The organism is Paenibacillus sp. LK1, from assembly GCF_002750415.1.
Lineage (GTDB): Bacteria > Bacillota > Bacilli > Paenibacillales > Paenibacillaceae > Paenibacillus > Paenibacillus taichungensis.
In genome coordinates, this window is sequence record NZ_PEII01000003.1 from 471,605 (window position 1) to 498,150 (window position 26,546).

The 26,546-nt window shown below is 48.5% G+C and carries 25 protein-coding genes and 2 pseudogenes; 14 read left to right on the forward strand and 13 right to left on the reverse strand.

Annotated features, from left to right (window positions below):
• Positions 1-521: 521 nt before the first annotated feature.
• Both recQ and CS562_RS09325 read right to left on the reverse strand, forming a co-directional pair.
• Complete coding sequence (recQ, locus tag CS562_RS09320) at positions 522-2,402, reverse strand: DNA helicase RecQ (RefSeq protein ID WP_099855197.1); 1,881 nt, start codon at positions 2,400-2,402, stop codon at positions 522-524.
• A 265-nt stretch (positions 2,403-2,667) separates the two neighbouring features.
• A pseudogene (locus CS562_RS09325) lies at positions 2,668-3,009 on the reverse strand (Rpn family recombination-promoting nuclease/putative transposase); the annotation flags it as partial.
• Between the two features lie 176 nt (positions 3,010-3,185).
• Here CS562_RS09325 and CS562_RS09330 point away from each other — a divergent pair.
• Entirely contained in the window at positions 3,186-3,707 is a 522-nt protein-coding gene (locus CS562_RS09330; RefSeq protein ID WP_099855198.1) for a DUF5412 family protein, read from the forward strand.
• Positions 3,708-3,787: 80 nt separating this feature from the next.
• On the opposite strand, the gene CS562_RS09335 is transcribed toward CS562_RS09330, so the two are convergent.
• From CS562_RS09335 to CS562_RS09355, 5 genes are all read right to left on the reverse strand, one after another.
• Complete coding sequence (locus tag CS562_RS09335; RefSeq protein WP_257219434.1) at positions 3,788-4,912, reverse strand: glycosyltransferase family 2 protein; 1,125 nt, start codon at positions 4,910-4,912, stop codon at positions 3,788-3,790.
• A gap of 61 nt (positions 4,913-4,973) precedes the next feature.
• A complete protein-coding gene (locus CS562_RS09340) occupies positions 4,974-5,720 on the reverse strand; it encodes a class I SAM-dependent methyltransferase (RefSeq protein ID WP_099855200.1) in 747 nt (248 codons plus the stop codon).
• Positions 5,707-7,293 carry a nucleotide sugar dehydrogenase gene (locus tag CS562_RS09345; RefSeq protein WP_256716934.1) on the reverse strand — a complete coding sequence of 529 codons (1,587 nt, stop codon included), beginning with the start codon at positions 7,291-7,293 and terminating at the stop codon, positions 5,707-5,709. The genes CS562_RS09340 and CS562_RS09345 overlap by 14 nt, the downstream gene beginning before the upstream one ends.
• Positions 7,294-7,318: 25 nt before the next feature.
• Positions 7,319-8,308: a polysaccharide biosynthesis protein gene (locus tag CS562_RS09350; RefSeq protein ID WP_099855202.1), complete on the reverse strand. Its 990-nt coding sequence runs from the start codon at positions 8,306-8,308 to the stop codon at positions 7,319-7,321.
• Positions 8,309-8,325: 17 nt separating this feature from the next.
• Positions 8,326-9,015 carry a glycosyltransferase gene (locus CS562_RS09355; RefSeq protein ID WP_076291781.1) on the reverse strand — a complete coding sequence of 230 codons (690 nt, stop codon included), beginning with the start codon at positions 9,013-9,015 and terminating at the stop codon, positions 8,326-8,328.
• A gap of 353 nt (positions 9,016-9,368) precedes the next feature.
• On the opposite strand from CS562_RS09355, the gene CS562_RS09360 reads away from it, so the two are divergent.
• Positions 9,369-10,079, forward strand: a complete 711-nt coding sequence (locus CS562_RS09360) for a GT-D fold domain-containing glycosyltransferase (protein WP_076291780.1) — start codon at positions 9,369-9,371, stop codon at positions 10,077-10,079.
• A 109-nt stretch (positions 10,080-10,188) separates the two neighbouring features.
• On the opposite strand, the gene CS562_RS09365 is transcribed toward CS562_RS09360, so the two are convergent.
• Positions 10,189-10,605 carry a hypothetical protein gene (locus CS562_RS09365; RefSeq protein WP_076291779.1) on the reverse strand — a complete coding sequence of 139 codons (417 nt, stop codon included), beginning with the start codon at positions 10,603-10,605 and terminating at the stop codon, positions 10,189-10,191.
• Positions 10,606-10,794: 189 nt separating this feature from the next.
• Between CS562_RS09365 and CS562_RS09370 the strand changes: the two genes are divergently transcribed.
• The 12 genes and pseudogenes from CS562_RS09370 to CS562_RS09420 all read left to right on the forward strand — a co-directional run bounded on the left by CS562_RS09370 (position 10,795) and on the right by CS562_RS09420 (position 20,601).
• On the forward strand, positions 10,795-11,928 hold the full coding sequence (locus CS562_RS09370; RefSeq protein WP_076291778.1) for an RluA family pseudouridine synthase: 1,134 nt from the start codon (positions 10,795-10,797) through the stop codon (positions 11,926-11,928).
• A 111-nt stretch (positions 11,929-12,039) separates the two neighbouring features.
• The gene (locus tag CS562_RS09375) at positions 12,040-12,621 is read left to right on the forward strand and encodes an SLOG family protein (RefSeq protein ID WP_179087229.1); all 582 of its coding nucleotides are present in this window, start codon (positions 12,040-12,042) and stop codon (positions 12,619-12,621) included.
• A gap of 121 nt (positions 12,622-12,742) precedes the next feature.
• Positions 12,743-13,561, forward strand: coding sequence for an adenosylmethionine decarboxylase (gene speD / locus CS562_RS09380; RefSeq protein WP_063564347.1), 819 nt, complete (start codon positions 12,743-12,745; stop codon positions 13,559-13,561).
• Positions 13,562-13,738: 177 nt separating this feature from the next.
• Positions 13,739-14,149, forward strand: a complete 411-nt coding sequence (flgB, locus tag CS562_RS09385; protein ID WP_076291820.1) for a flagellar basal body rod protein FlgB — start codon at positions 13,739-13,741, stop codon at positions 14,147-14,149.
• A 229-nt stretch (positions 14,150-14,378) separates the two neighbouring features.
• Positions 14,379-14,870, forward strand: a pseudogene (locus tag CS562_RS33400) (GNAT family N-acetyltransferase); the annotation flags it as partial.
• Positions 14,871-15,071: 201 nt separating this feature from the next.
• Complete coding sequence (locus CS562_RS33185) at positions 15,072-15,479, forward strand: NUDIX domain-containing protein (protein WP_256716933.1); 408 nt, start codon at positions 15,072-15,074, stop codon at positions 15,477-15,479.
• Between the two features lie 234 nt (positions 15,480-15,713).
• A complete protein-coding gene (locus tag CS562_RS09395) occupies positions 15,714-16,229 on the forward strand; it encodes a sigma-70 family RNA polymerase sigma factor (RefSeq protein ID WP_076291777.1) in 516 nt (171 codons plus the stop codon).
• A complete protein-coding gene (locus tag CS562_RS09400; RefSeq protein ID WP_099855204.1) occupies positions 16,226-17,563 on the forward strand; it encodes a DUF4179 domain-containing protein in 1,338 nt (445 codons plus the stop codon). The genes CS562_RS09395 and CS562_RS09400 overlap by 4 nt, the downstream gene beginning before the upstream one ends.
• A 94-nt stretch (positions 17,564-17,657) precedes the next feature.
• Positions 17,658-18,701, forward strand: a complete 1,044-nt coding sequence (locus tag CS562_RS09405; protein ID WP_099855206.1) for a S66 family peptidase — start codon at positions 17,658-17,660, stop codon at positions 18,699-18,701.
• A gap of 64 nt (positions 18,702-18,765) precedes the next feature.
• Positions 18,766-19,071 (forward strand): hypothetical protein, encoded by a 306-nt coding sequence (locus tag CS562_RS09410; protein WP_076291774.1) that lies wholly within the window; start codon positions 18,766-18,768, stop codon positions 19,069-19,071.
• 365 nt (positions 19,072-19,436) lie between these two features.
• Complete coding sequence (locus CS562_RS09415) at positions 19,437-20,132, forward strand: threonine/serine exporter family protein (RefSeq protein WP_373561709.1); 696 nt, start codon at positions 19,437-19,439, stop codon at positions 20,130-20,132.
• A gap of 19 nt (positions 20,133-20,151) precedes the next feature.
• Positions 20,152-20,601 (forward strand): threonine/serine exporter family protein, encoded by a 450-nt coding sequence (locus CS562_RS09420; RefSeq protein WP_063564353.1) that lies wholly within the window; start codon positions 20,152-20,154, stop codon positions 20,599-20,601.
• A 240-nt stretch (positions 20,602-20,841) separates the two neighbouring features.
• On the opposite strand, the gene CS562_RS09425 is transcribed toward CS562_RS09420, so the two are convergent.
• The 5 genes from CS562_RS09425 to CS562_RS09445 form a co-directional block, all read right to left on the reverse strand.
• On the reverse strand, positions 20,842-22,701 hold the full coding sequence (locus CS562_RS09425; RefSeq protein WP_373561702.1) for a transglycosylase domain-containing protein: 1,860 nt from the start codon (positions 22,699-22,701) through the stop codon (positions 20,842-20,844).
• The gene (locus CS562_RS09430) at positions 22,698-23,492 is read right to left on the reverse strand and encodes a hypothetical protein (RefSeq protein WP_099855212.1); all 795 of its coding nucleotides are present in this window, start codon (positions 23,490-23,492) and stop codon (positions 22,698-22,700) included. Before CS562_RS09430 ends, CS562_RS09425 begins: the two co-directional genes overlap by 4 nt.
• A gap of 169 nt (positions 23,493-23,661) precedes the next feature.
• Positions 23,662-24,798, reverse strand: a complete 1,137-nt coding sequence (locus CS562_RS09435; protein WP_099855214.1) for a sensor histidine kinase — start codon at positions 24,796-24,798, stop codon at positions 23,662-23,664.
• Between the two features lie 54 nt (positions 24,799-24,852).
• A complete protein-coding gene (locus CS562_RS09440; protein WP_373561703.1) occupies positions 24,853-25,575 on the reverse strand; it encodes a response regulator transcription factor in 723 nt (240 codons plus the stop codon).
• Positions 25,576-25,664: 89 nt separating this feature from the next.
• Positions 25,665-26,486 (reverse strand): DUF2785 domain-containing protein, encoded by an 822-nt coding sequence (locus CS562_RS09445; protein WP_063564357.1) that lies wholly within the window; start codon positions 26,484-26,486, stop codon positions 25,665-25,667.
• Positions 26,487-26,546 lie beyond the last annotated feature (60 nt).

A 26,546-nucleotide genomic window follows, 5' to 3' on the forward strand; every position in this document is an offset into this window, starting at 1 on the left:
CCTTATTTTTGGTAAAAGGAAAGCTGCGCAGCCATCCATCCTGCCCCGGATGCTGTTCATGCAAACCTCTTTTGATAGCCATTCCATGTCACATGGACATATCCAACTTTTGTCTTTCAAAGAGTGGACACTCCTTTCAAAAAGACATATCCACCCCGCAAAACCCAAAACACAACATACAGTATGAGATACACACAATCAAACTACATGCTGTATACGCTACTGTCTGCCATTCCTATGACCAATGTCCACCTTATGAAAGACAATTCACTGTCTTTTGTCCACACCTCAGAGACGACACATCCAACTTCAACTTGTAAAAGTCCTCATTCGCGCTCCATCTGTGGTAAACCTCAATCACGTTGCATGCACTACGCACTACGCACTGCCCACTAACCACACCGGTAACGAACGATTCCCCATATCATGGACGAAGCATCACTAAATCTAAAAACATCTATCTCATCTATTTGAACACTTGAACTTGGACTTTGCACAATCGAAAGCACGAATCCAACAACTCACTCATACTCGTAAAAAGCGTCATCATCCGTATCCACGTCTTCGCCCGTTTGCTTCTGGAAAAACTCAAGGAAAGGCAGTCCGTACTTGCGATACTTAACCTCACCGACCCCTTTAATATCCAGCATGTCACGTTCTGTCTGTGGACATACCACACTCATCTCGCGCAAGGTCGCGTCATTGAAAATAATGTAGGACGGCACATGCTCTTTCGCCGCCAGATCACGACGGATTAGACGCAGCTGCTCAAATACCGTCTCGTTAACCGCAGATGGCATTGCATCGCGTCCACGACGTCCGCCATAGTTTGTACCCGAAGCCGTCGCCGCCGTCTTGCGGACCACCCGCTGCATCACTTCACGCTGACCTTTAAGCACTTCCACCGCCAGTGGCTGCAAACGAACAACCGGATACTGCCCCTCTGACAGCATCAGATAGCCTTCCGATACCATCACGTTGATGATCTCGGCGATCTCACGTTCCGTGCGATTACCCATGACGCCGTAGGTTGGCAGGGAGTTGAAGCCGTAATCAAGTACTTTTTTGGCACGGGAGCCTTTGAGCACCGAAGCGACCAGCGATACACCATACCGCTCACGCATGCGGTGAATGCAGCTGAATATTTTCTGCGCATCAATCGTCATATCCACCAGCTCACGGTCGTCCGTACATGAACTGCAAATGCCGCACGGCTTGTCCTCATGCACCTCACCGAAATAATCCAGCTGTGCACTGCGCAGACAACGCGTCGTGTAACAGTAGTCCACCATCTGTTGCAGCTTCCGGTAATCGTTCTGTTTGCGGTCACCCTCCATCGGGTTCTGCTCGATCAGGAACTTCTGGGTGATAATGTCCTGTGCCCCGAATAACAAAATGCACTGGCTCGGCTCTCCGTCCCGTCCCGCACGCCCGGCTTCCTGCACATAGGCTTCCATGTTCTTCGGCATGCTGTTATGAATAACGTAACGTACGTTGGATTTATCAATCCCCATCCCGAACGCATTTGTCGCCACCATCACCCGGATATCATCGTACAAAAAAGCTTCCTGGCTCTGGGCCCGTTCATCGTCCGTCATCCCGGCATGATAGCGTCCTGCTGGCAATCCCGCCTGCAGCAAACGCTGATGCAGATCGTCCACGTCCTTACGGGTCGCGGCGTACACAATACCCGGCTCGCTGGCGTGCTCGCGCGCGTAATTCAGGACAAAGTCCTTTTTGCTCTCGCCGCGCAGCACGCTGAACGCCAGATTATCCCGCCCAAGTCCGGTCACATACGTCTGCGGGTCCTGCAAACGCAGCAGCCGCAGAATATCGCCCATGACCTCGGGCGTCGCTGTAGCCGTAAAGGCCGCAACCACCGGCCGCTCCGGCAAACTGTCCACAAACGGCGCTACCGCCAGGTAGCTTGTCCGAAAATCATGCCCCCACTGCGACACACAGTGGGCCTCATCCACAGCAACGCAAGAGATTGGCAAATAGCCCATCTCCTCTCGGAACCAGTCTAGCTCCAGTCGCTCAGGCGCGACGTAGAGCAGCTTCAGCTCACCGCGCTGCGCCGCGCGGATGCGATCATTCACTTCTTTGCCGCTGAGCGTACTATTAATATAGGCGGCTGCAATACCAGCCGTGGTCAGTGCATCGACCTGGTCCTTCATAAGCGATATCAACGGGGAGACGACAAGTGTCAAACCCGAATATAACAAAGCGGGGATCTGATAACAGATCGATTTCCCGCCCCCGGTTGGCATAATACCCAGCGTATCTTCACGTTCGAGCAGGCTGGCTACGATCTTTTTCTGTCCCTCACGGAAGTCGGGGTAGCCATAATATTTTTGCAGGAGACCCTGCGCTTCTTCTAATGTAGGTGTTTGCACACTCATGTAAAGACTCCTTACTTATCACCGGTGTTCTTCCACCAGCTTGGTCCGATCCGATTCTGACATCCGAAAGCGGCTTATACCGCATCCTTGACAACAAAATGGCGTTCTCATGACTTGTCCGTCAAGCAAACGCCGCTCCCTTTAGTTTAACGGCCCAGACCCGAATGAGCAACCGCGTTTTACTGTAAAACGATCTAGGGCAAATTAAAAAACAACCGCCTGCCTTTTGGGGACAAGACGATTGTTTCAATTTAAAGTACATTTGCTAATCTTTCAGTGCCTCAACTTCAGACTCAGTTAGACCACTTGTTTTGGCAATGACTGAAACTTCGATGCCGAATGAAAGCATATTTTTTGCAATTTCAATCGCCTTCTTTTGTTCGCCTTCCACTATACCTTTAGCAATGCACTTTTCCGTAGCCCACTCAATCATTGAGGCTTCATCATGCAAATACTTTTGCCGTTCTTCATACAAGCGACGTGCTTCACGATCCTGACTCAGAAACTCCAGCGTATCCATCGCTTTCTTCAACGTAGGTTCATTCATTTGCAGCACCTCCCAATTTGATTTGTCAGCACCTTTCAGGAACAAAAGCCAGTTAATCAAAGCTTTACAAATTATTCTACTTTAAATAAGATCAAATTCCCCATTACAACTAGAATCATTCCACTTATTTGTTATTAATTTCAATCATCAATATGATATCATCAATGAATGATTTACTATAGAAAAGATCCTAAATACACATCAAATTCGTACCTCTAAAGGAGGTTGAACGTATTATGAAACAACATGCACATGCTAGTGACTCTTCAAACATCTCACCATCAAAATCATGGATACGCCGACACCCGATATTCACCGCATTTTCGATATTGATTTTTGTTCTGTTCTCCGCCGTATACCTTTACTTCACGCTTCGCCCTTACTTCTCCACGTTTGATCGATCCGAACAAGGTGACCTGAGCTACTCCATGCCATCACGGAACGGAGAATATATCGCCGAGATTTACGGCGTACCTTATGGTGGAGCGGCAGGTGGAGTCACAATCTGGGTTGAGGTGAAGAAAACGAATGCCCTTGATGATTCCAATGTAAAGGCCATATACCGCGCTGGATACCACGGACATAACCATCTGGAATGGGAAGATGAAAATACACTCCGGATCGAAAACTGGAATGAGTATGTAGATGAAAGCATTACGCTAAACATCGATGATGAAATCTATGACGGCCGGGGCTGGGCATGCCAAAGCCTGCGTATGAAGGACCAGTACGTTCGCTGCCTAGCACCAGAAAAATAAAACCACAAATAAGCAGCCCCGCTCGCCGACTCTCATGGCAAGCGGGGCTGCTCTTATTCCACCTCTCGAACAGATCAACACTACTCTTTCTCTTTCTCTTTCTCTTCCGGCCCACTGTTCCCCTTACTCACCATCGCTTCAATCTTCTGCCGATTGGCAATCAGACTGGGGTCATACGGCAGATACTCCCTTGCTTTGCTGTTATGCAGAAGCGCGTGCTCCCAGTTTCCCACGTGAGCGTAACAAAGGGAGAGCCGTGCGTGAGGCAGCCAAGTGCGGCATGCCGTAGGCACGGGACGCAGACCCGGATCCCGGCTGCTGACATCAAGCGCTTGCATATACCAGTAGATGGCAGACACAATCTCCTGCCTTTCCTGGAAGCAGGCAGCGATGGCGCAGCAGAAGTCGGCATGCGGCAGGTCGAATTGAAATGATTGCAGCAGCGCGCCCAGTTTCCGCCCCGGCTCGCCCAGCCGCTCATAACATTCCGCCAGCCGTGCGCAGGCGATGAGCCGATCCTCGCGATAGCCGCTCGGCTCCAGCAGCAGCTTTACGTACGCCCGAGCCGCCGCCGCATAACGCTTGCGGTCGTAACATTCGCCTGCATAATAGAACAGCAGGCGTCCCTGGGCTGCGCCCTCTTCGGCGATCCATTTGCGCAGAATGCGCACGTTTCGCGCCGAATGATGGCCCGCTTCGCGGCGGTGCGTGACGGCAATGTCTGCCGTAATGACACCGCTCCGCGGGAAGCCTAACTGCTCGTGCAGCCGGCCATGCCAGCGGCACCCCGCCTCTCGCTTAACGAGGCGTAACCGTCGGTCCGTCACGAGCGGACTTCCCTCCGGCCCCTCGGCCAGCGTATAGCTCAAGATCACAGCAGCCGTCTCACCGCCTGACGGCAGCTGCTGCTTCAACCTTTCCAGTTTCGCCCGTTCCGCAGGCAACAGCACATCATCTGCATCCAGCCACAGGATATATTCCTGTGTGGCCTGGTCGAATGAATAATTCCGCGCTGCGGCGAAATCATCTTTCCACTCATACGTGTAGACCCGGTCGGTATATTGCGCAGCGATCTCCATGGTACGATCGGATGAACCGGTATCTACAATCACGATCTCGTCCGCGATGCCGGCGACCGAGTCGAGACAGCGCGCAAGCGTGCGTTGTTCGTTCTTCACAATCATACACAGACTGATGGTGATCACGGTTTAAGCCCCTTCCTGTCTTACCCGTATTGCGGTCTTTTTTTCTTCTCAATCTTATCTGTTACCCTTCTCCGTTCTCCTGACGTCGCAGACGTTTAACCTGTTCAACCGCATTATCCAACGCTTTCTTGCGTAGATTCATCAGACGAAGGTGATTCTTCTCCACAGCGGCAAAATGTACGTGATCCAGCTCCATCCATTCCGTCAGTTGGTTCAGGGTTGGTGACATATACAGCTGCGTTTTCCGTCTTTTGCGTGCCACACAACATAGATATTTATGATGAACTTCCAGCTTCAATACTTCAAAATACGGCAGCAAGCACATCGCCAGATTCCCGGCATAGAACGTCTGCTTGTGATCGTAAAAGGGATGATAACCATATGGCACGGTCACAACCAGGGTTCCCTCCTCCTGCAGCAGTCGGTGAATTTGCAGCAATAACGTCTCCGGATGGGCAAAATGCTCCAGCACTTCGCCCAGCAGTACTGTATCAAAGGTGGTTCTGGCTTTCCATTGTGTAATGTCCAGCAGGCGAAAATCCACATTGTTCCGCACGGGTCTGGACTCCTTCGCCAGTTCCTCGCGGGCGTATCGTATACTCTCTTCTTCCAGATCAATCCCGGTCACCCGAAAGCCTTCCCGCGCCAGCAAAATGGACGTGACTCCCTGGCTGCATCCAATATCCAGAATTCGCTTGCCTGTTGCTTCCCGGCACATCCAGTGCACACGTGTACGTGTGGCTTCGTGCGATTCTTCCGAATTGATCTCGCCATAATAACGCTCGTTGACCCGGTCATGATTCGCCATGGCTGCCTCCAGAATTTTCGTGCGAGTGTTCGTTGGTTGGTTCGATGGACGGTTCAATGTGTGATTTAACATTGGCCTTACTGTCTGACTGGATAGGATCGGTGTGTCCCCGCTTTTCCCCATCCTTCGTCCGAGGCACTCGCATGTTCTCGTGAATTTGTATTTCATGTTCTTTCTTGGCGTCCTGCACCACGTTTACTTCCGGTCGGATCGGCTGTCCAAGCACCACTATGTTTCCACCTACACATCCGGCTGTCGCATTGCGTGTGTCGAAGATGAGCTTGGCATGATCCGCCATCTCCTGATAGTCGAAGCCCGTATGATCCGTCGTAATGATGACCAGATCCGCCCCCGCCCACAATGCTGGTGATGCTAATTGAGCCTGGGCAACCGTACCATCATCCTTGCGGAACACAGGCACCATAGGATCGGTGAAAACCACATCTGCCCCTGCTTCACTAAGCAGTCTATAGACATCCAGCGCTGGCGATTCACGCAAGTCGTCGATATCTTTTTTGTACGCCATACCCGCCAATACAATTTGGGCCCCTTGCATCGATGAACCTTTCTGTTCGAGCAACTCGGCAGCACGTTTCACCACTCTTTCCGGCATTTGCCGATTGGTCGCATCCGCAAGCGAAATGAATTGCAGCTCTGATCCCTGACGGCCTGCGGCCCAGGACAGATAGATCGGGTCAATTGGAATGCAGTGTCCACCAATGCCCGGGCCCGGATAGAACGGCATATAACCGAACGGCTTGGTTGCTGCAGCGTCCAGCACCTCCCAGATGTTTACGCCCATTTGCTCACAGGCAGGTGTCAGTTCATTCACGAGCGCGATGTTCACGCTGCGAAACGTGTTTTCGAACAACTTTGCCGTCTCCGCCACCGTCGTTGAACTAACGGGAACGATTTCGTTCAGGAACGAACCGTAGAATGCCTTTCCATAAGATAGACAGGACGGCGTGGAGCCGCCAATGATCTTCGGTGTATTTTTCACCCCGTAATGCACACTTCCGGGATCTACTCGTTCTGGTGAATAACAGACATGGAACTGCTGTCCTACTTTCCACCCTTTTGCAGCTTCGATCGGGTGCTTCACACGCTCCTCGGTGGTGCCGGGATACGTAGTACTTTCCAATATAACAAGGCAGCCCTCCTGAAGATAAGGCGTTATGCCATCCACTGCTGCAGCGATAAATGAAATGTCCGGCTGGTGCTCCGCAGTCAAAGGCGTAGGCACACAAATAACAATTACATCCGCCTGACCCACCGCTGCGAAATCAGTCCCCGCCATCAATAATCCAGCCTGCGCAAGGGATTGCACAACCTTATCCTCAATGCCGATTACGTACGATTTCCCGGCACGCAGTTTAGCCACCTTCGCCCCATCGATGTCAATTCCTTGCACCTGATACCCAGCCTGCGCCATCTCCACCGCCATCGGTAACCCGACATACCCAAGACCAATGACGGCGGCTTTGAGGGAGCGGTTGTTTAGGTTTTGAAGCGTAGTACGTTCCTGTGTTTCCTTATTTCCTTCATGCTTGCTGCTCTCTACCATTCCTTCCACCTCCAAACGGTCCGCCTCCCTTCTATTAATGAATAAAGCCGCCTGCACGTAAAAACTGGGCAATAGCGGAACGGTTCATCATTGCGCTGTCTGAACGATACTCGGAAAACGTCACGCGAGGCAGCCCACTATACGGATCTGTCAGGCGCTTGTCCGGTTCCTGTGGCAAAATCACATAATATTGTTCGTCAACCTTGTAGGTACGTGGTGCCTCGAATGGAGAAATGAGTACTTCATGTAATTTTTCGCCCGGTCGAATCCCGGTTACCTTATAGTCGTGAGCCGGACGACCTGCCTGCTCCAGCATGACCGAAGCCAGATCCGTCATTTTGCAGGCCTTCATTTTCATCACAAAAGTCTCGCCGCCCACCGCTGCCTCAGCCGCCTTCAGCAACAAATGAATGGCCTCCGTCCGCGTCAGGAAAAAGCGGGTCATGCCTTTGTCCGTAATGGTCAGGCTCTTGCCTTCATCAATCTGACGACGGAACAATGGAACAACACTGCCGCTGGTCCCGAGTACATTGCCTCCGCGAATACATACAAAACGGGTGGACTCGCTCAACCCATTAGCACGAATCATCATCTTTTCCCCCAAAGCCTTGGTCATGCCGTAAACGTTAATCGGATCTACCGCTTTGTCAGTGGAGACGTCAATGACCTTGGCAACCTGCATGCGAATCGCAGCGCGAATAATGTTCTGCGTGCCGATGACGTTGGTCTTGAACGCTTCATCCGGCTGATCCTCGCATACCGGAACATGCTTCAGTGCAGCCAGATGGAAGAGTACATCCACCCCGCGACAGGCTTCCTCCACTGCCCGATAGTCGCGAATATCTCCGATGACAAAACGCAAACGTGCATCATGACCGAAATCCCGCTGCATCGTTATCTGGGCGTACTCATTACGCGAGAGAATCCGAATCTCGGCTGGATTCTGTTCCAGCAGTATCTCGGTCAGCTTCTGCCCCCAGGAGCCCGTGCCTCCGGTGATCAAAATTGTTTGTCCTTTAATCATGATGAATCCCTCCTTGTTCAAATCATGAATTCGCGTAATACCGCAGCCATCTCTTCCCGGCTCAATCGGTCTTTCGGTGGTACTTTTTTGATGGATGTATTGTTGGAATGCACTATATTTACATAATTGCGCGGAGCCAGCAGTTCATGCGGCAGCTCAATGACATTGCCATGTGTTCCCCGGCCCGGCAGCTTCACCCGGTATCCCGCAGCGTACTCAGCCGTTTTATACAGGTAAACATAGAACTGCGGGGAACGGTGAAATGCTGGAGCCATCTCATGATTCACACTGTCCCACAAGTATCCATTCTGGTTGATGAGTGCTATCGTTCCGGGCTGCGGCTGCACGTCATAGAGCTGCTGAACAAAGGTCCTGTGATATAGATCATCCGAATCCAGACGCGCCATGTAGATCTCCTCCACCCCTTCTGCAAAAGCCAAGATGGCCCGCACACTTTCTATGGTTGTTCCAAAACGGATATTGGAAGGCAGCGGCTCCTGTTCAGCTAAAATGTCTTGCATCAATTCCCCCGATTCCTTGGAAAGCTTCACCACCGTCAGAAAATCCTGATTGGTCTGCGCCTTAAGACAATGAAGAGTGAAAGTACGAAAAATGCTCATTCGTCGCTCCAGCCACTCTCTTGTCAAGCGCTGTGGGTCCATTCCGTAATTGTTGAAGTTAATCTCAATAACCACTTTTCTGGACATGCCCTTCCTCCTCATCTTTTGTTGAACTTCTTTCAATTCAGTCAGACTATTTTCATAGTTTTTACAGCCCTTTCCACGCAAAAAATGCCTCCGTCAGCCCGAAACTGCTATACAGAAGCTCTCTCCAATCCAGCCGACTCTATAACGTATGAAAAAATAATAGAACTGGTCCGGACACTTGCACGGGTTTTTGTATAAATCAGCTTTTACATAAGCCCATCAACACTTTCCGGTCCCGAAAGTAGATTGATATATAACCGAAGATGCGCCCTGCGGGTCGAACGCACAAAACGTTGCCGAAGCCGCAACATAGAATAGAGCAATTGAATTTTCAAAGGAGGCCTTATACCACTATGAGTCCAATCTATCTTGAAATGGATGGTGTGCTGGATCAACTCGAAGCCGCCGTGAGGGATAAGCGTCCCTTCTCTCTGGTCCGTGTGGGCGATGGGGAAAATATCGTCATGTCTCAGGAAACGGTCTGGAGTACGGAACAGGTTTTGCAGGAACGATGGGCTATCAAAGCTAATCTGGGACAAAAAGGACTGCGTCTGCCCAATCTGCAGCTTCGGGACGAGGTTGCCGCTTCCTTGCAAAGGGCAGATATCGTAGGTATTCTTCCTCACGGGGACAGTACCATCAAAGCGCCGGAGCATCTCAAAAGACAGCTGACCGATACGGTGTTCGCACATTTCGGCATCGCTCCGGCACTAACTTGCCATGCCTGTGTCAATCGGGAACTCGCGCAGGTGCCCCGCTTCTGGAATATGCTTGCCGGCAAGCGGGTGCTGCTCGTTACCCGCGAGATTGAGCAGCTGCGAGTCATGCTCGTTCAGGAGCCCTACCATCTGGATATCACAACTGCGCTGCCGTTCGACAGCTGGGATCAGATGCAGGAAACGCTGCAATGGATTCAAACGAATCAGGATACCTTCGATGTAGCTCTTTTCTCCTGTGGCGTGAACGCGGTTGTTCTTGCGGAACGAACAGCGGCACTTGCAGGCAAAGTCGCCATCGACTTCGGCAAAGCCAACAACATTATTTTGAAAGGCCGCGCTAACTAGTCTGTAAAAGTAGATACTACAACAAAAATCCCGGACTCCTTGGAGCCGGGATTTTGTTCTGCTAATCATCAGATGCTTACTTAAACACTCTTCCTGCTGAACCTTTTGTTCATAGGAACCAATTGGTGGCTGCAATGCCATGGAACACCTCGGGGCCAGTCCGTACCGATGTGGACACGCCGGAAATAAACGAAGTATATACACTTTCCAGTGCAGGCGGTGCGGAAAGATCCTGTGCAGTGAATGAATGAAATTCAGCGCCACCGTTCTGACCTACCGTGCCTTCGGCGCGATAGATCACATAGAACGGATCGTAAACGCTGCCCCGTACAAGCTCAACAACAAACGTATCCCCCACTTCTCCGGTAACGCCAACCGTGCCATTCAAGGTGATAATGGGATTGGGCACACCAAGGGTCTGCAGACCAATGGAGCCAAACGCTTCTGGCGATGGGCCTAGAGACAAACCGGGCTGTCCTACGGTTCCCGAGTTCATCGAAGTTCTCATATCGAGAAACACACCCATGAGTAACACCTCCAATGCTATGGGATACGTTATTCTATGAATCTCGACTCTCTTTGGATTGGATGGGTAACAGATTGTCTCCACCTATTTTTATTTGCCCCTGGTTAATGGTATATTGGACTGCATAACGAAATGAACGGATCGTATGCACACAAGCGGTACAGGCTGTTCAGAAGGAGATTACTATTTATGAATAAACGTAAACGCCCAACAGGCAATACATCGGCCAAGGGAAAAACATCCGCAGGTTCGTCCACAGCACGGTCCGGTCGGTCCACTTTTACTTCTGCCAAATCGTCAGGACCATCCACATCACGCAATACAGGAGCGGCGAATAAGCCTGTAGCATCCAAATCCTCCGCGGCTCCCAAGAAAGCCGGAGCACCCAAACCCAAAGCAGCCAAACGTTCGGGCAATTCCTATTATCGCAAGCAAGAACCACCACGCCCGTACAAGGTTACCGAACCGGATGAGCTGCTTAACTTCTTGCTGAAACATTTGAAGTCCGGCCGGAACGCCGTCAAATCGATTCTGGGTCGCGGACAGGTATCCGTTGATCAGAAAGTGGTGACCAAGTTTAATCTGGAGCTGACGCCGGGGCAGATCGTAACGATCAGCAAAGAAGGCGCTGTTGCCGCTCCTTCCCTGACGGGCATTAACATTTTGCATGAAGACAATGATATCATTGTCATTCGCAAGGAAGCTGGACTGTTATCCATTGCCGCTGACAAGAGTGATGATCTTACCGCTTATCGCCAGCTGACCGAGCATGTTCGCCGTACCGACGCCCTGAACCGGATATTTATTGTCCATCGTCTGGACCGCGACACTTCGGGTGTCATGATGTTCGCGAAGAGTGAAGAAGTGCAGCAGAAGCTGCAGGACAATTGGAAAGAAAATGTACAGGAACGTGTGTATGTTGCCCTTGTGGAAGGCGCCGTTGCAAAAGAAGAAGGCACTATTTCCTCTTGGCTGAAAGAAACCAAGACGCTCAAAATGTATTCCAGCTCTCGCCCGAATGATGGACAACATGCCATTACACACTACAAACGTCTAAAATCGAACCGTGAATTCTCCCTGCTGGAAGTCCGTCTGGAAACGGGACGCAAAAACCAGATTCGTGTGCATATGGAAGATCTGGGCCATCCCATCGCAGGCGACAAAAAATATGGTGCTCATACCAAAACACTGGGTCGCCTCGGACTGCATGCACGGGTACTCTCGTTCATCCATCCAACGTCGGGTGAGCTGATGAGATTTGAGACGGATATTCCAAAACAGTTCCTCTATCCATTCCGTACGGATGCTCCATCAGCGAACTAACGGGATGATTCAAAGAACAGGCATCGCTGACTCAGTGACTTCAGCCGATACTGGACATGCCACGGTGCCGGAACTGGCCGATGGCCTGACCACGCCTGAAAGGAGGAACCGATGCTGAAAAACGTGTTAATTACCGGTTATCGTGCACATGAACTACAGATTTTTGGACAGAAGCATGAGGGAATTCCTTTCATCAAAAAGGCGATCTCCTCCCGTCTTACACCTCTGGTCGAAGACGGGCTGGAGTGGGTGCTGACACCAGGCCAATACGGTGTAGACCTGTGGGCCTGTGAAGTGGTGCTTGAGCTGAAGAAGACATTCCCGGATCTGAAGCTGTCGATCATTACCGCTTTTCAGAATCCCGAGGAACAATGGAAGGAAGACAAACAGGAGTATTATCGCTCCATTCTTCAAGGTGTGGACTATTATGGTGCGATTAGTCGTCAGCCGTATATCGGCCCTTGGCAGTTTACTGCGCGAGACGACTTACTGCTGCGCAAAAGCGACGGTCTTCTGCTCGTGTATGATGAAGATGCCGGGGATGGCAGTCCCCGTTTTATAAAGGAAAAAGCGGTCAAAAAACAGCAGAATGAAGATTATACGATCATCAGCATTACCTCGGAGGATATTCAATCGGTCGCCGAAGATGAACGGATGAACGATGTCGGGGATTACGAAGATCCTTCATTCTGATCTGTGCACGACTGGAGTAGCAAAGAATGAAGTACATATGTTTTTTTTGGCGGCAGGTTGGGTATAAGTAGTAGTAAAACTGCGATTACCATGTCGTATGGGACAAAGGGGAACTGCAACCATGACATTAACGCCAGAGCAGCGCATTCAACTGCATGGATTCAACAACCTGACCAAGTCGCTGAGTTTCAATATGTACGATATTTGTTATACGAAAACCAAAGATGAACGCGAAGCTTACATTGAATATATTGATGAACAATATAATGCGGCCCGGCTGAGCAAAATCCTGAATAACGTGTCTGACATTATCGGTGCCCATGTGCTGAATGTCGCCCAACAGGACTATGTTCCCCAGGGTGCAAGTGTGACGATGCTTGTGTCGGAAGGCCCCATTGTGGAGATCCCCGAAGAATCCTTCGATGAATCTCCAGGCCCCCTACCCGATAATGTTGTCATGCAGCTCGACAAAAGCCATATTACCGTTCATACGTATCCCGAATTCCACCCGAGCGAAGGCATCAGTACGTTCCGGGCAGATATTGACGTCTCTACCTGTGGTGAAATCTCACCACTAAAGGCACTGAACTATCTAATCCACTCGTTCGATACGGATATCATGACGATGGACTACCGGGTACGTGGTTTTACACGGGATACGAGTGGACGCAAGCTGTTCATTGATCATGAGATCGGCTCGATCCAGAATTACATTCCGGATGAGATCAAGAGCAGCTTCGACATGATTGACGTGAACGTCTATCAGGAGAATATTTTTCACACCAAGTGTAAACTAAAAGAATTCGATCTTGATAACTATCTCTTTGGTTATACCAAAGATAAACTGAGCAAGGCCGAGCAACAGGAAATTACGGAGTGGTTGAAGCTGGAGATGGATGAGATTTATTATGGCAAAAACATCAATCGTCCTTCTTCATAGCTGATTCGTGAGGACTGATTCATACGGACTGGGACAAGGATAAGATGTCATGAAGCAGGATTTCGTAATGGAAACCTCCGGCATGCGCTTGTCCTTTTCTTTTGCCTAACTTGACAGGCAGCAGCTCATTTTTTTATGATGAAAGCAATTGCATTTCCATTGAAGGAGACTGAGCCGTTGATTGAAACGAACACTTCCAGACGCAATGAATCTCTGTTACAAGCGCTGAACGCGCAGCACAAGGTTACCACTGAAAATATTGCCAATGCAGACACACCCAATTACAAAAAGAAATCGGTGGAGTTTGAGGAAGAGCTCAGACGTATCATTGAGAATGGCAAAACAGATCAGCTCGATATGAAGCGGACTCATGAAAAACACTTTCCGGTCAGTAATCCCAATGACTCCATCGTAAACTACTGGATTGTCGAGAACAACGAAACCTCCATGAATAATAACAACAATAACGTTGATATTGACAAGGAAATGGCGAACCTTTCGGAGAATCAGCTTATGTATAACTACATGGTTGATCGGGTCAGCGGGCACTACAAGAAAATGAAAAACCTGTTGCAGGATATGAAATAATGAATGGTTGAGCAGCCCTTTGGCTGCTTTTTGTTTTGTCTATATTCGGAAATATCCAGAGGATCTATGTTGAATTATATGGATCTATATTAACCGCATTTAGCGTCGCTTTTCTTTTCCCAAATCAGGAGGATATGCTCCCCGCTTGTGCCCTTTTTCGGTATCCTCTCTGTTTCGTAGTATAATGAGATAAAATGTATGATTTCATATCCAATAAAAGAGGTGCAACATGGCTCCACATCATCTAAATGCTTTTCAGGGCTCCAAAGTCCGGCTAGCCGCTCCTTGCCCAGAAGACTGCATGCGGCTCTCCCGCTTTACTGACAGTTATGATTACTTGCGTAATCTGGATACCGATATTGCTGTTCCGCTAACGCCGGATGAGACGGGGTCATCCGCAGTTCGTAGAGACAACGGCTTTGAATTTGCACTGCGTACTCTCGAGGACAATCGGTTCATCGGATTCACGGCCCTCTACCGAATTGAGTGGAATAACCGCTCTGCACGCCTGGCCATTGGTATTGGTGATGACAAAGATAGAGGCAAAGGATACGGCAGTGATGCTCTCGCCCTGATTATTCGTTATGGATTCCATGAATTGAATCTGAACAGAATTGCGCTGGAAGTAATTGAATACAATGAGACTGCCCGACGCGCCTATCTGAAAGCAGGATTTCGTGAGGAAGGCCGCCAGCGTTCTGCCGTTTTACGGGATGGCACGCATTATGATCTGATCTCGATGAGTATTCTTGCAGAAGAATGGTCATCTCAGACCCAACTTCCGCTCGCGTTTCAGTCCACTCATACCCAAGGAGCTAAACAGACGGAAGATCACTCAGACTCACGATTGGTCGCTGCCGAAGGATCTGCGTTGTCCTTACTTAACGCCAAAGGTACTGAGAACTCTCCTGTCCAACCTCGGATTGGTGTCGGAGCGGTCATCCTCAACGAACGTAATGAAGTCCTTTTGGTTTGGCGGAATCGGCAGCCTGAACAGTACACCTGGAGTATCCCTGGGGGCAAAGTCGACCCGTACGAATCCATTGAAACGACGGTCATTCGGGAGATCAAGGAAGAAGTCGATCTGGATATTGTCATCGACAAGCTGCTCTGCACGGCAGAGACGATCCGACCTGAACAACAGGAACATTGGATTTCCGTCCTCTACTCAACTCGAGTTATCGGCGGTATTGCTCGTAACCGCGAAGAAGGCGGAGCGATTGGTGAGATCGGTTGGTTCCCGCTGGATGATCTGCCATCGCCGCTCGCTAGTTTCGCGGTGCCTGGTCTGGAAGCTGCGAAAAAACTCCATCTTTATTCTGAAGATTGAAATCGAGAGAAACTAACCTCACTACGGTTAGACAAGTCATATGAAGATAACAGCCGCCGAACTCCTCTCTCTAACATAAGGGGGAGCTTGGCGGTTGTTTTCAGTTTCTTCGCAATTTCCTTCTTTTTGGTAGTCTTCGGTAAGTGTATACATAACTTTTTTTTCCAAAATCAAGAACCGTTTGGCCCTTTGCACGGTCTAATACGCAACAACATCCATGAAAGGAGGAGCCATGTGACCCCTGCTCAACTGACCATCGCCGCACAAAAAGGGGATGCCGAGGCTTTTGCAGCCTTAATGGAGATGCATCAGAGCCGACTGTATCGGATCGCCTATGCCTATCTGCACAACGAGGGCGATGCGCTGGAAGCGATACAGGAATCCACCTATAGAGCTTATCGAAAGCTCAAGAAATTAAAAGAACCCTCCTATTTCGCCACTTGGCTGATCCGCATTCTGCTGAACTACTGTGCGGACGAACGCAAACGCAAGAGCCGGTTCAGCCACGTTACTGAAATTCATGAACCCAGCAGCTGGGACCGGCCCGCAGACCCTGATCTGGCCGCAGCCGTCTCTGCGCTGAATCGGGATTGCAAACAGATTATTATTCTAAGTTATTTCGAAGGTTTCTCCTTAACAGAAGTCGCTGATATTCTCGAAATCCCGGCCGGAACCGTAAAATCCCGACTGCACCGGGCACTCGGCCAACTTCGGAACCAGCTTGAAACGAAAGGAGATGTAACATTATGAGCGATGAAATGAAGTCATTTGAAGCCCTTGAGCAGCGTCTGAATGATCGTAAAACAGAATACGACGCCATGTCTGTACCGGATGCCGCAGCATATCAGGCTGTACAGGCTGGAATCCGTCAGGCTGCGCGTAAGCGCAAGTCCCGGCTGCGCTGGGTTATGAGCTCCATATCGGCAGCCGCAATCATCCTCGTGTTTACGGGATGTATTCGCGTCTCCCCCGCCTTTGCATCCTTTGTGGAGCAACTGCCAGGCATGGAGGGCATCGTCAGTATGATTCGCCAGGATAAGGGGTTAATGATGGCCATCGATCAGTCCCTCTTGCAGAAGGTAGGTGTGACCGATGAGCATGACGGAGCTTCGATGACCGTGGACAGCATCATTACAGATGAGTCACGCATGGTTATTTTTTACACGATGAAAGGCATGAAAGATCTGGACAAAGGTGGATATGATTTCGATTTGCTTGATGAGCATGGTAAGAATCTTCCTGTTGGATTTAGTTATTCATCTCCTAAACCGACTTCAGACGAGAATGTCTATGAAAATTATATCGATGTTATCTTTACTGGCGACGTTTCGCCCCCCGAAGAACTGAGTGTTGTATTTAAATCCAGACATAAAGGGAGTTCTAAAGAGTGGAAAGTTACTTTCCCAGTAGACACTGATTTAACGAAAGGTATGAAAAAAATCATCCCGGTGAATCAAACGCTAATGGTAGATGGGCAGCGTATTGATGTTAAACAGGCTACCCTTTATCCAACTCGTTTTGTGCTTGATGTAAAATTCGATCCAAAAAATACAAAGAAGATCTTTGGACTGGATGATCTTCAATTGGTGGATGAAAAGGGCCGCGCATGGAGAACAGATACCACGACAGGTGAGGATGAACGATCCATTTACTTTGAAAGCATGTACTTCTCCATTCCGAAAAAGCTGACTTTACAAGGTTCTGGATTCTCGGGGCTGAATAAAAATGAACTGGATATCGTCGTTGATCTGAAATCACACAAGATTACAGGTGGTCCATCTGGATTGAAGATGCTTGGAAGCAAGGTCGTCGGCAAAGATTTGGTTATCCATTTCTCTGTAGACGGTAGTATGGAAGGCAAATTCATTCTAGCTTTCGGAGATGTTATGGACAAAGAGGGTAAATCATATCAGATTCCAGGCTCCAATTGGAGCAGTGGAGATGGAACAGATGAAAGACATACAATTATCTCTTCTACTATTCAAAATGGGGCTAAGATGAAAGGAGAAATAAAGATGCATATTGCCACCTATCCAATGAAATTTAAATCACCATTTTCAATGGAAATCCCGGTGAACCCTTAATCTTTTTCAGAAGCATGCTGGTATAAACGCAATTATTCTTTATAATGGAAACATTCATTAAATCGATATGTTCCCAAGAAAGGGTGTTTTCACAATGAATAAGCGTTCAATCCGTTACCCGCAGCCACTCGCTCCGGGAAATACCATTGGCGTGGCTGCACCATCCAGCGGTGTAAGTGAATCCTTGCATCATTACCTTGAAGAGAGCAGGCACAACATGGAGCGCCTTGGTTTTGGTGTTCAGGAGAGCCCATTTCTACGGCATAACGCCAAATGTGTAAGTTCCTCCAAGGAAGATCGCGCTGCCGAGATCAATGCATTTTTCCGCGACCCTGAGATTCAGGCTATTATTCCTCCGTGGGGTGGAGAGTTCCTTATGGATATTCTGCCCCTACTCGATTGGGAAGCTTTGAAAACCTTGCCTCCCAAATGGGTTATGGGATATTCGGATATCAGCACCTTTTTATTCGCATATACCCTGATCACCGGAACGGCTTCGGCACATGGTACGAACTATGTGGATCTAAGATCCAATGAACTCGATCCGGTGACAGCCCGCTGGATTGATGTATTACAAACTAGCCAGGGAGGGCAGGTTACTCAATCTTCTTCCACTCACTATCAATCGGAATGGAAACCGGATTTGTCGACATTCAATCTGGATACTCCTTCTCGCTGGAAACAGCTTGGGCAACCCGAAGGAGCAGACTCGCAGGTTACATTCTCAGGTCGGTTGATCGGCGGCTGCATGGATACGATCTCCAGTCTTATTGGCACGCCGTATGCACCTGTTGAAGCGTATCTTGATCAGTATTGTGCAGAAGAAGGAACAATCTGGTATCTGGAAAGCTGTGAGATGAATGCGGGTGATATCTACCGTCATCTGTGGCAGATGAGACAGGCAGGCTGGTTTGCAGGCGTAAAAGGCTTCATGTTCGGCCGACCTGCTGGTTATTCCGATACAGGAGATTTCAACTTCATCGATGCCCTGTCTTCGGCTCTCGGAGATATGGATGTTCCCGTACTGTATGATGTGGATCTTGGCCACATCCCGCCACAGTTAACTTTTGTGAATGGAGCACTGGGCAAAGTGGCTTATGAAAATGGACGCGGGAGCCTTGAGATGGCATTTGTGTGATCACCTTTTGTAGGCAGATGCATACCTTGAAGTAAGAAATGATTTTGAGGAAGGGTTGTGCATCATGTCTGAATCCACGTCCACACCATCCGCACGGGTCGTATACCAAGCCAATCAACCAATGCTCCAATCCGTGCAAAGTGTGCGGAATATGCTTCATCATACAGCCCGGCAGCATGTAGGCAAGAAGGTGCAAGTCCAGAATATCGATGGCCAAGTATGGGAAGGTGTCATTATCAGCGCAGATCGGGGAATATTGTATCTCCAGGTTACGCCGATGCATGGATATCCCGAGCCACGCGCCTTGTTTGGACCAACTATTTTGCCACTCGTGCTGTATGAGCTGTTGGTCATTACCCTGTTGATGTAGTTGTTTTTTGTTTCGATCGAGCCTAATCCAAGAAGCTTCTCTCCCTTTGACCATCCGGCCCTGGGAGCGAAGCCTTTTTTGGGTTTTTGGAGTGATCGGTTATCAATTTGGTGTGAATGCATGCATTAATCTCTGCAACCTGGATGACTTCCTGTAATTCGTGCGGTATGTTTCCTTGCTAACGTGTGAAATATGATACAATGGTGTCGGCACCAAGCCTTATCTCATATGAACGGAGCTTGATCCGGTTGGAATATATCCCTCATGATCCTCCACCCGTGCCTCAGTCTGAGACGGAGCTGGTTGGGACAAATCATACTGAACAATCCCGCGTGATTGCAATCTGTCTATTGGCAGGCAAGATCATGCTGCAAAGTGGCGGTGAGACCTATCGTGTGGAAGATACGATGAAACGCATGGCTGCCGCGCTGGGCCTTCCCCATTCGCACAGTTATGTTGTGCCCACAGGTATCTTCTTCTCGGTTGATGCAACCGAGCCTGCCAAGCTGATACGGATCTCTGAACGAACCACGGATTTACATAAGGTATCCGAAGTGAATGCCGTTTCCCGGCGTATTGGACAAGGTGAATTGTCCGTTGAAGACGCCTATGCATTGTTACAACAGATTGAGGGACAGCCCTCCTCCTATTCTGCAGTTGTGCGGCTTACAGCGGCGGCGTTATCCAGTGGTTGCTTTACCATTATGTTTGGTGGAGGCTGGGTCGACTTTCTCCCTGCCGTTCTCTGCGGTGGTATTGGCTATGCAGCAGTCATTGCCTTCCATCGATTAGTACTGGTGAAGTTTTTTGCCGAACTGACCGCTTCATTTGTCATCGGTCTGCTCGCCTTTTTGCTTGTCTATATGGACGCGGGTCATGAACGGGACAAAATCATTATTGGCTCAGTCATGCCCTTGGTACCGGGACTGCTGATTACCAATGCGGTGCGTGACCTGATGGCCGGGCATCTCGTGTCCGGGTTATCCAAGGGAGCCGAGGCGTTTCTGACGGCTTTTGCGATTGGTACCGGCATTGCTGTTGTTTTTTCACTTTTTACGTAAGATGGAGGAGTTGCAGGTTATGCTTCATTTTATTGAACAGGCCCTGACCAGCTTTGTCGCCTCGGCCGCATTTGGTATTATTTTCAACGCTCCTCGGCGCATGCTGCTTCACGGTGGATTTGTCGGTATGATCGGCTGGATCATCTATATTGTGCTCGAATATGCTGCGGATGCTGTTCCTGCTACTCTTGCAGCGACCATCGCGGTAGGTGTCATCAGCCAGCTGTTCTCCCGCATGTTTCGCGCACCCGTCATAATCTTCAGCGTAGCAGGTATCATTCCGCTCGTTCCCGGTGGACTGGCGTATAATGCGATGCGTAATTTTGTGCAAAATGACTACGGCGCTGCCATGGAGATGGCTGCCAAAGCGCTCATGTTATCAGGTGCCATCGCGATCGGACTTGTATTGTCCGAGGTGTTGAACCAGATGATTCGTCGTATACCTGAATCATTGCGAGCAAAATCCTAACACAGTAGATGAATATATTATCACTAAACTAAACGATAAAGACCCGTTAGAGACAGGGTAAACGCTGTCCTTCACGGGTCTTCTATATTTCCAGCCAATGTTGATCCGTTATCATCTAATATGCAGCGTTTTGTTTTCATCATTGTATCCATTTGTTCGATAACTGTACGATCCATAAAAAGAACTCCCCATGTCTGTTGGACACTCCTTGTCCATTGGTGTACGGTAAACCCTTCTCTTTTATGGCAAAGCACGCTTCATCACCGACGCAAATAAATCCGCCGCCACACCACTTCCGGATCTCATATAATGCTCTGCATCTGTACGATCAAATCCCATCCAGACTGCGGCCGTCCACTTGCTCGTATATCCTACAAACCACAGATCCCTGTTCGCCTCCTTGCTTACACCAGGTAATGCAGCCTGCGTTGTTCCTGTCTTCCCCGCTACCTTATGCTGACTCAATTGTGCCCTGCTACCTGTTCCTTGACTGACCACATCTTGAAGCATACCGGTCATCGCCGTTGCCGTGCTGGTGGAGATCACCTGCTTGTTCTCTGGCTTAAAAACATAGATTGTCCGACCGCATGAATCCTTAATTTCACGAATTAGATGCGCCGTATTGAACTTGCCGTTATTGGCAAACACGGAATATGCCTGGGCCATTTTTAGTGGAGACACCCCTTTATGCAAGCCACCTAGGGCAATCGACAGATTAAGATCCTCCTTGCCCAGTTCAATGCCCAATCGATCTGCAAATTGATGTGCGCGTCCCAGTCCTGTCTCATGCATCAGCCATACAGCCGGAGCATTAATGGAGTTTTCAATGGCTTGCGACATCGTAACTGTACCTCTGTAACGCCCGCCCAAGTTGCTTGGTTGATAACTCCCATATTTCATGCGTTGATCAGGCAGCATGCTCTCTGGCTTAAACCGCCCTGATTCCAATGCAGGTCCGTATGCAATAATAGGCTTAAATGCAGAACCAGGTTGCCTTGCATCCGTCGTTGCCCGGTTAATGCCTCCTTTTACAGGGTCTCTCCCACCCATCATCGCTTTGACTTCACCGTTATGCTGGTCCAGTATGATCATACTCGCCTGCACTTGCTCATCCTCACGATCATCGGTGAACCGTGAAGATTCACGGAATGTTTGCTCCATCGCCAGCTGCGCCTGATCATCCAATCCCGTACGAATGGTCCAGCCTGCGGATTGAATCTCTGCTCCACTCTTACCTGTGAGACGAGAAGCCTCCTCAATTACCGCATCCAAGGCAGACACGTAAGCAGGCGCTGTTGAGCCTGGAGTCGATTCAACTGTAGAATTGAGCGGTGTATAGTCCACATTTCGCGCTTCCTCCATCTGTTTTTTAGTAATAATTCCTTGCTCATGCATGATACCAAGAACCACAGAACGCCTCTCTTTGGACAGGTCTTCCCGATCCACCGGATTGTATATAGAAGGTCCCTTCGGAATGCCGGCCAGCGTAGCCATTTGCCAGATCTCCAGCTGATGTAGATCCTTAATCCCGAAGTATCGCCAAGCCGCGGCTTTAACGCCATATTGCTGGCGTCCCATATAAATATGATTCAAATATAGCTCTAATAGCTCATCCTTGCTAAATCTCTTTTCCATCGCCATGGCAATCGACATTTCATTCACCTTGCGAACCAGCGTTTTATCTCCGTTCAAATACAGATTTCTGGCCAGTTGCTGTGTAATCGAGCTGCCTCCTTGACTCAGGTTCATATGTAAAACATCCTGCACAACCGCCCTGCCAATGCCGATAAAATCCAGGCCATCGTGGTTATAGAAACGTCGATCTTCCGTAGCCAGAAACGCCTGCTTTAACAGATCGGGCATATCCTTTAAATCAGCATGCAGCGCATATCCCTTGGTTTGTACTTGTAATCTTGAAATTTCTGTTCCATCCGCATTGGTAATGATCGTGGAAGAGGCCACCAAAATGGCCTCAGGATGATTGCGAAGGACACCTTCGCCGTAAGTAACTAGATAGATATAGCCGACCGCAAGCAAAATAACGATTACTACAGAGGCATCAAATATATGATAAATTCCGCGCCTTATGCTGGATCTCAACATTCAGGCTCCCTAAATACATGTGGATTGGAGCCTGAATGTTCCTGTTGCTTCATTTCCATAGAATCCAGAGCAAGCTCCAGCCTTAACGTCTGCTCATACGCTAGCCTGACCCAGTGCTGAATCTCCGCTTCATCCCGGCAGCGTCCTTCCACGATCGTTTCAAGCGAGGAACGAACACCGTAGAGAGTAAGTTTCATCGGCAGATCTGCATTTATGCGACCAGATTGTAATCCAACCCAATCTGCTTGTATACGTTGCTTATGACTTCTCTCACTTTCTGACGCTATTTGTTGTCGGCTACTTTCTTCGCCATACATATACATACCAGAACTGAACCATTCTTCGTCTCTCGGCTCTCGATCTATCCACTCCTGGTCTGAACTGTTTAAGCGCTCCGATTGTATACGTATCGCAACGTCATTCAGATCCGTGGCAATCTGCCGCAGCTCTCCTCCGTTTAACACTTCAATCTGTGCTGGAATTCGGCCATGGGCCAGTTCATGAGTTCCACGACCAATCACCTTGAGGTCATCTGCAATCTTCTGGGATCGAATCCAAAAAAACAATGCAAACATACCACCACCGATGAATATAACCAATGGCGTTGTACCGATATGGTTTATCACCCAGTACATAATGCGAGTTATTCCTGTTGTCTCCGATAGGATATGATGATGGGCAAAACGTAACATGTGATAAACGACAAATAGGAGCGCTGCGCTAAGTAACGCGCTTGCTCCGCAAATATATATGTAGCTCAATCTGACTGTACGTAATAATAATCTCATATTCGGTAGCCTCCTCAATTTTGCAGTTCATCTTTTCGATTGAGGTTAAGAATACCGAATATTTCTTAATTAAGAAGTGGGTAACTTCTTATCATTTTCTTAATTAAGCAATTTGCCTACATGTTGAATCAAGCAAGCTCTCTTATAAGTAGACGAAAATTCTGCCCGGTTACCGTTCCTCTGCATCTCTGTTCATCGGAGGAGCAGTCACCGGAAAACGCGTAACAAAATCGGTTCGGCCCTGATCACTGTAGGCAGCGATAGTTCCTTTATGTAATTCAATCATGGATTTGGCAATAGCCAGCCCCAGTCCGGTGCCGCCCGTATCACGCGAGCGGGACTTGTCCACACGGTAGAATCGATCGAATAAATGCGGCAAATCCTGCGCCGGAATCGGTTCACCATAATTGCTAATGCTCACCACAGCTTCTTCACCTTCAAGAGACAACGCAATCTCCATCACTTTACCCTGTGCTCCATAACGGATTGCGTTGCTGAACAGGTTCTCATACGCACGAACAAGCTCTCCAGGAGCGGCCTGAATCCATAAAGGTTCTTGTCCACCAATGATCTTGTATGTCATGCCTGCTTCTTCCAGCATCGGAGAGAACTCTTCAGCGAGCTGCATCAGAAACGGATTCAGGTTCAAAGAAGTCAATGACAAAGGAAGGCTCCCACCACTGACACGGGTATATTCGAACAAATCGTCGATTAGCTTCCTTAATGTTAAGGACTTCTCGTACGCAATGCTCACGTAATACCGCATCTCAATTTCATCCTGATATCGATCCTTCTCTATGTACTCCAAAAATCCGAGAATGGAGGTCAGCGGAGTCCTCAAATCATGAGAAATACCCGTAATTAAGTCATTTTTGGCAGCAACTGCACTACGCTCCTCTTGCAATGACAGCTGCAATTGTTCAGCCATCTGATTAATACTGGCAGCCACAACGCCAAATTCATCCGATGTCTTCACATCGATCCGATGAGACAGCTCTCCTTTGGCAACTTCCTGAATTCCTGCCGTAATCTCATCCAGAACCAGCATCACCCTGCGCGTGAACAGGAAAAAGAACAGCACAAAGCCAAGTATGCCAACCATAATCATTAATGGCACCGACCCAATATGGTTCACCAGCCACCTGATGCCCCTTGCAGGGATCGAATAATTAGGATAAGTCTGAGCCGCCAGAATGGAGTGTACGACTTTGCTGCCCCCATACAAAATAGCCCCCGTCAAAATGCCACTCAGCAGAAATGCGTAGATAAATTTCCACCGGACTGTGTTAATTAATTTTGAATTCATCTCGGAACTCCTTGCTCATGCTCTGTATCCAATTAACCTTATAGACGCACGTGCTTATTGTGATTTGATCATCTTATAACCAACACCCCATACCGTCTGTATGAACTTGGGATGTTTGCTGTCGAGTTCGATTTTCTCACGAATCTTGCGGATATGCACCATAACGGTATTGTTGGACTCCATAAACTCTTCTTTCCAGACCTGCCTGTAGATCTGCTCCATACTCAACACAGAGCCTTGATGGCGCGCCAGCAGCTCCAGAACAGCAAATTCACGGGGAGTCAAGCGAACAGGCTGCTCATCCAGCCAGACCTCATGCGTATCCGTGTTGATGACCAGATCGTCAATCACCCATTCATGCTCCTTGTTCTCACGGCCTTCATTGAAGGTATGGTACCTGCGAAGCTGTGACTTTGCCCGTGCCACAAGTTCAAGCGGGTTAAACGGCTTGGTCACATAATCATCAGCGCCGATGCTCAGCCCTGTAATTTTATCCATATCCATGCTTTTGGCTGACAGCATAATGATCGGCATTTTCTGCTCTTCCCTAATTTTCATACATGCTTCAATTCCGTCCATATTCGGCATCATGACATCCAGAATGATCAGATCAATTGGCTCTTTTTTCAGTTGCTCAAGCGCCTCGATCCCATCACTGGCTGTCAGAACCCGGTATCCTTCATTGCCAAAATAAATCTCCATCAGTTTAATAATATCCTGCTCATCATCCACAAGCAGAATGGTTGCTGGCTGTGCCACGGCATTATTCCTTTCCATTCCATGAATCATTACTTGATCAAAGTATACCACTAGGAAATGGATCTGCGAAAATCATCGCCCTAGGAAAGAAGCAAAAACGTTGGATTTTAGGAATAATATACTTTTTCTATTTTATATAAAGTATGCTCGATTGTTGGGCAGAGATCAGCATCGACTTTGTGAAATTTAATTCGAAAGTATAAACTTTTCAAAAAGTTCTTTATATTATTTTTTTGCCTAAAGGCAGGAAGGAATTCTGGATTTTTCTCCACATCACCAAAACGTTGAATCCATTGCTCTACATAAGTCTGACTAAGTATTTTTCTATTTAAAACACTAATTATGGATTTTACCATTCTTTCATCTTCCCCGTCGGAGTAAACTCGATCAGTGATGGTCATCTTTTCGTAAACCAAATCGAGAATGGTTAAGAGATCATTTTTATCCAACTCGGAACATTGGGCCAATTCGTCTAAAGCATCTGCTGCATGGGCTATGGCATGAGCCCAGCCTTTTTCTTCGTCATACCCGCGGTAATCTCGCTCTTTATGTACATTGTAAAACACGATCTCTTTTATCTGATGAATATGCTCTTTCGAGAGAAATGGTGATTCTTTATGCCTCATGAAGAGGAGCGGTATAACTAGCATAGAGAACGATCGAGTAAAGACAGAGTCTGTATTCGTTTCACCAAGCCTAAAAAGCAAATGCTTATTATCCAAAACAACGGATAGAAGTTGTTCTAGTTCGTTTACTGTTAAGGTATTATCAGGAATCCAATTTGATAAGGTTGTATAAATGAGGTCATCACGTAGTTGGGCATCCAAAGAACCGATATTAACCATCATTTCTTGTATCAACTGGAATGTATCGAGAGGTGTTTGGTAGTCATTCTCTTTTACTAATATCAACTTTTCTTTTAAACTCATTTTACACACCCCTAATAGAAGATTTTCCGAACTTACTATTTTAGTTTCTATTGACTATGT